The sequence below is a fragment of the Nostoc sp. genome (genome assembly GCF_041747015.1).
GTDB lineage: Bacteria > Cyanobacteriota > Cyanobacteriia > Cyanobacteriales > Nostocaceae > Nostoc.
This window is the reverse complement of sequence record NZ_JBGTFY010000010.1, coordinates 1-4830: the sequence shown is the minus strand read 5'-3', so window position 1 is coordinate 4830 and position 4830 is coordinate 1. Positions and strand designations below refer to the sequence as shown.

The 4830-nt window shown below is 41.9% G+C and carries 3 protein-coding genes; all 3 read left to right on the top strand.

What is annotated here, in order from left to right:
- Positions 1–807, top strand: an 807-nt coding sequence (locus ACEW80_RS00805; RefSeq protein ID WP_373524773.1) for a glycosyltransferase family 2 protein, incomplete at its 5' end; no start/stop codon positions are given.
- A gap of 263 nt (positions 808–1070) precedes the next feature.
- Positions 1071–3272 carry a GumC family protein gene (locus tag ACEW80_RS00800; RefSeq protein ID WP_373524772.1) on the top strand — a complete coding sequence of 734 codons (2202 nt, stop codon included), beginning with the start codon at positions 1071–1073 and terminating at the stop codon, positions 3270–3272.
- A gap of 141 nt (positions 3273–3413) precedes the next feature.
- Complete coding sequence (locus ACEW80_RS00795; protein ID WP_373524771.1) at positions 3414–4673, top strand: O-antigen ligase family protein; 1260 nt, start codon at positions 3414–3416, stop codon at positions 4671–4673.
- The last annotated feature ends 157 nt before the right edge of the window (positions 4674–4830 follow it).

Here is a 4830-nt window from a genome sequence, read left to right as displayed (position 1 = left end):
ATTCAACTCAAGGTTTACCTAGTCGATGATGCTAGCACCGATGGGACGAGAGAGGCAATACAGGAGAAATATCCTAACGTTCATTTGATTCGAGGCACTGGAAGTCTGTTCTGGAATGGGGGGATGCGTTCTGCCTTTGCATCTGCACAACTAGAAGATCCAGACTATTACCTCTGGTTAAATGACGACACGCTTCTTTATCCCCATGCCCTCAATACCTTGCTCGCTATTTCCAATCAACTTGCTAGTCAGGGACAGGAGCAAGCGATCATCGTTAGCTCGACCCTTGATTCAGAAACCGGAATCCCTAGCTATGGAGGGCTAATGCAAACCTACTGGTGGCATCCCCTCAAGTTTCACCATGTCTATCCTGACCCAGACCAACTACGCTATTGTGATACTTTGCATGGAAACTGCGTACTGGTTCCTCGCGCAGTTGCAGCCCTTGTAGGAAACTTGAATCCAAAATACACCCATGATTTAGGTGATTACGATTATGGACTCAGGGCACGTCGCCAAGGTTGCTGTGTCTGTATGACACCAGGTTATTTAGGAACTTGCTCTGCCAATCTACCTAGTAGTCGGATGGTCAGCACAGAACTGGCTCAAGCTAACTGGAATCAAGTCGATCGCCCCAAAGGGCTACCATTGAACGATGTCACCCTACATTCATTTCATGAGTGGAAAGTATTCTGTCGTGAAAATGGCGGAATTTTTTGGTTTTTTTACTGGTTATTACCATACCGTAGATTGCTCTGGTTAATGCTAAACAAGCGGCTTTCCTATAAAATACCTATTCGTTTATAGGTGATAAGCACCTTTGTAAATAGCTTCTCTAAAAGATATGCCATGAGATCAACCTATCAATCCAGAATTAAGAATATTATTGCCGTTAGGCGATTGAGCGGGCATCATACAACTTAGAGATAACCAAAGTTAGTTTTAGTACTAATTAGTAATGTTTTTGTATGTTCAATATCGTGAGGCTTTTTAGGCGCTGATGATAGACGGTTATCATTGATATAGACGGTTATCATTGATATCGACACTTGATTTGATTTAAAACCAAGATGAATAGACAGCCAAAATCTTTCACAAGACTGACCGAAACCAACGGTAAATCACCCTATTCTCCATTCCAAGATCCTGGTTCCATCAACACCGAAGAGGAGAAGTGGAACCTAGGCTTGTTGGTGGGAGCTATTATCCGTCGTCGCGGGCTATTGATGGTACAGGTTGCATTGGGAACGACCCTACTAGCTGGAGGGCTGCTATTTCTGATGGCAAAATTAACCAACCCTCAATATGCGGGTCATTTTCAACTCTTAGTTGAACCAGTTACTGCGGAAGAACAACTAGCACGTTCTTCTACTACCCGTGCGCAGGGTTTAGATATTGACGTACAACGAATTAATATTGAACTGTCCAGCCTGGATTACGAGTCGCAAATTCGGATTTTGCAAAGTCCTACGCTGTTGTACCCTGTGATTCGCGAAGTGCGTCAACTATATCCAGACACGAGCTATGAAACCTTAGTCAAGAACTTAAATATTGCGCGAATTACAACCCTGTCATCAGACAAGAAAGAACAGGGTACCAAACTGATTGAAGTTCGCTACCAAGATAACAACCCGGAGAAAGTAAAATTTATCCTTAATCGGCTTTCCCAGGCTTATTTGAAATACAGCCTCAAGGAACGACAATCCCAAAATCAACGCGGCCTCCAATTTATAAACAGCCAACTTCCCCTAATGCGCCAACGGGTCGATTCATTACAACAACAAATTCAAACTCTGAGTCAACGTTACAACATTGCCGATCCCGAACAAGAGGGTAAGCAGTTGATCGAAACTATTGGCAAGTTGGATCAGGCCAAGGCTGAAAACCAGATTCAGGTTGCAGAAGCAGAAGCCAAACGAGATTCCCTGGTGCGACAATTACATAATGCTAACCTCCAGTCTGTTTTGGGCAATACAACCTATTACCAAGACTTGTTAAATCAGTACCAGCAAATTGAAGGTCTGATTGCCCTAGAATCAGCCAGACTCCAACCAGAAAATCCTATTATGCAGGATCTACTACAGAAACGACGAAATCTTCAAAGCCTCTTGAATCAAGAAGCAAACCTGGTTATCAAAATGGCGACTGATTCTATTGCCATAGCACAGTCCCGTAGTCAGGCAATAAACCAGGCGCAGGTTGAAGTGAATCAGAAAATTCGACAGTTGTCTGCGATCACCCGCCAATACAAAAATTTGCACAGCCAGTTGGCACTTGCAACCGATAGTTTCAATAAGTTTGCAAGCCGTCGGGAAGCATTGCAAATTGACGCTGCTCAGCAGGAAATTCCCTGGGAATTAACTATTCCTCCACGATTAGAACTCGATGAATCAGGTCAAGCCATTAAAGTCAACAACATCAGTAAGGTTCGTTTTCTGGCATCAATTGCTGTACTGGCAGTATTGCTGGGCGTGGGCGTAGGTTTTCTAATCGAGATAATCCAGGATTTGCTGTACACTAAGGAAGAAGTCAAACAAGCAATACGGTTGCCCTTGCTGGGAGCAATTCCCCATAACCATTCCCAACTTCCAGTGCTTTCAGCCCAGATGACACAGGCGTTTCAATCGCTCTCTAAAAATTTACGCCTACTCAGCAAAACCTACAGTCCAATCCGTTCTCTCATAATCACCTCCCCAGAAGTGGGAGATGGCAAATCGACAATCGCCTTGCATCTGGCAATGACAGCAGCAGCAATGGGACAAAGAGTTTTACTTGTTGATGCGGATCTTCGCCATCCCAAAATTCATGAGCTATTGGGATTGTCCAATCACCAGGGGTTGAGTTATTTACTAGAAAACTCTCAGGATATTCAAAGTGTCCTCCAATCATCTTCCGCTGGTGCCAACTTGATGGTTTTGACCGCCGGGGACTCTTCCCTCGACCCAGCAAAGCTTTTCACTAGTAGTGGAGTCGAGGCTCTGTTTCAAACACTCCAGGCAATGTTTGATCTATTGATTGTGGATACGCCCCCCCTGCTTGGATTGGCAGATACTGGGTTAGTGGCGGCTCACTGTGATAGTTTAGCTGTAGTAGTTCGCTTAGGCAAAACCAGCCGTCCATCCGTCTTGGCAGCTTTGGAGGAATTAAAATTTTCATCTATATCAGTGTTAGGGGTGATTGCTAACGATGGACGGGAAACATTATCCTTGCCTCAGAGTTATTATGGTGTTGTCCATAAGCCAAAAATCAAAAATAGACGAGAAGAGCTTTAAGTGGCACGCTAGATATAAAAGGTCATATACAAAGCTGTTGGATCGATCTAGGGCATCAAAACAGGTTTTATAAGTATGAGAAGTTTGATTCTACATCCAATAGTTCTGCCGCTTCTCATTATTGTTTTCATAATATATTTCTTGTTAATTATACGCTATGTACAAAACAAGCAAGTTATCAAAGTTTTAGAAGAAATTACTATTATTTTATTGCTTATTATACTGCTCAAGCCAATTGTACCTCCCTTAACTTATCTCCAATTCGATGCCCTAGCAGGTAATGATAAAAGCTTTGTTTCACTAATACTTCAAATAAGTTTTTATGCTTTCTTTGTTATTTTACAGCCAAAGCTGTTTACCAACTTTTTGAATAGCTTTGCTTTGCTTTTTGTAGATCCATTTCTAGGTATATTGCTGGTAGTTACGTTGCTTTCTGCATTGTGGTCAGAAACTCCTGTATTATCGCTAAAATTTAGTGTGGTTCAGTTTATAGTTAGTTGGCTAGCTGCCCACCTAGTACGTAAATATGATTGGCAAGATATTTGCAAGTATTTATGCCGGATGTGCTTAATTTCAGGTGTTTTAAGTGCATTTGTGGCACTAGCAATCCCTTCAATGGGGATAAACGAGAAGGGATGGCTGGGTATTTTTCCATTTCCCATCAAATTGGGGACTTGTATGGCATTGAGCATAGCTCTATGGTCTATTCAACCAATGAATTCACTTTGGAGGCGTGTAATTGCAATCGGCGCAATTATGCTGTCTTCATTGCTGCTGATACTTTCTAATTCTAGCCAAGCTCTTTTCACGCTTATTACCCTCCTCATTTTCCTCGGGATACTGACAATTATGCGACAGTTTACTCCCCGACAAGTATCAGTCATCATTATACTTTTGATTTCTTTTCTTCTTGCGAGTTATGTAATCATTAGTTCCAACCTGGAAACAATTTTCGCTGTCGTTGGCAAAGATATGACTTTAACAGGCCGAACAGAATTTTGGCCACAAATGCTTGCTTCTTTAGAAAAGCGACCAATTCTCGGTTATGGTGTACAAGGCTTCTGGCAAAGTTGGCGTGGTGAAGCAAATCCAGCAGGACACATTCTTAATTCTGGTGGTTTTGTACCTCCTAATGGACATAATGGCTTCCTAGACTTAGCTATGGAGTTAGGTTGGTTGGGACTGATTATATTCTCGCTCTCATTTGCGCTAAATTTTGTGAGAGCAGCTACATTGTGGAAACAAGCAAATTTTCTGGAAGCCGCTCTTCCCTCAATGCTTCTAGTCTACATAGTGATGGCAAATATTTCAGAAACCCAGCTATTTATTACCTACTATATATGGTTCTGCTATGTTTTAGTCGCTGTTAAACTTAATATTCCAGTCAGCAAAATGACATAAAGCCAGACATTAATTTTTACTTAATCTTCAATAGACTATCTTCTCATAAAGTTAGGAGTTTGATGTTTACTAAAATCACCAAAATTCAAAATAGGTTCAACTCAAATCTGCGTCCGATCATTGCTAACGTATCTTGGTTGATGGCTGATAACGTCCT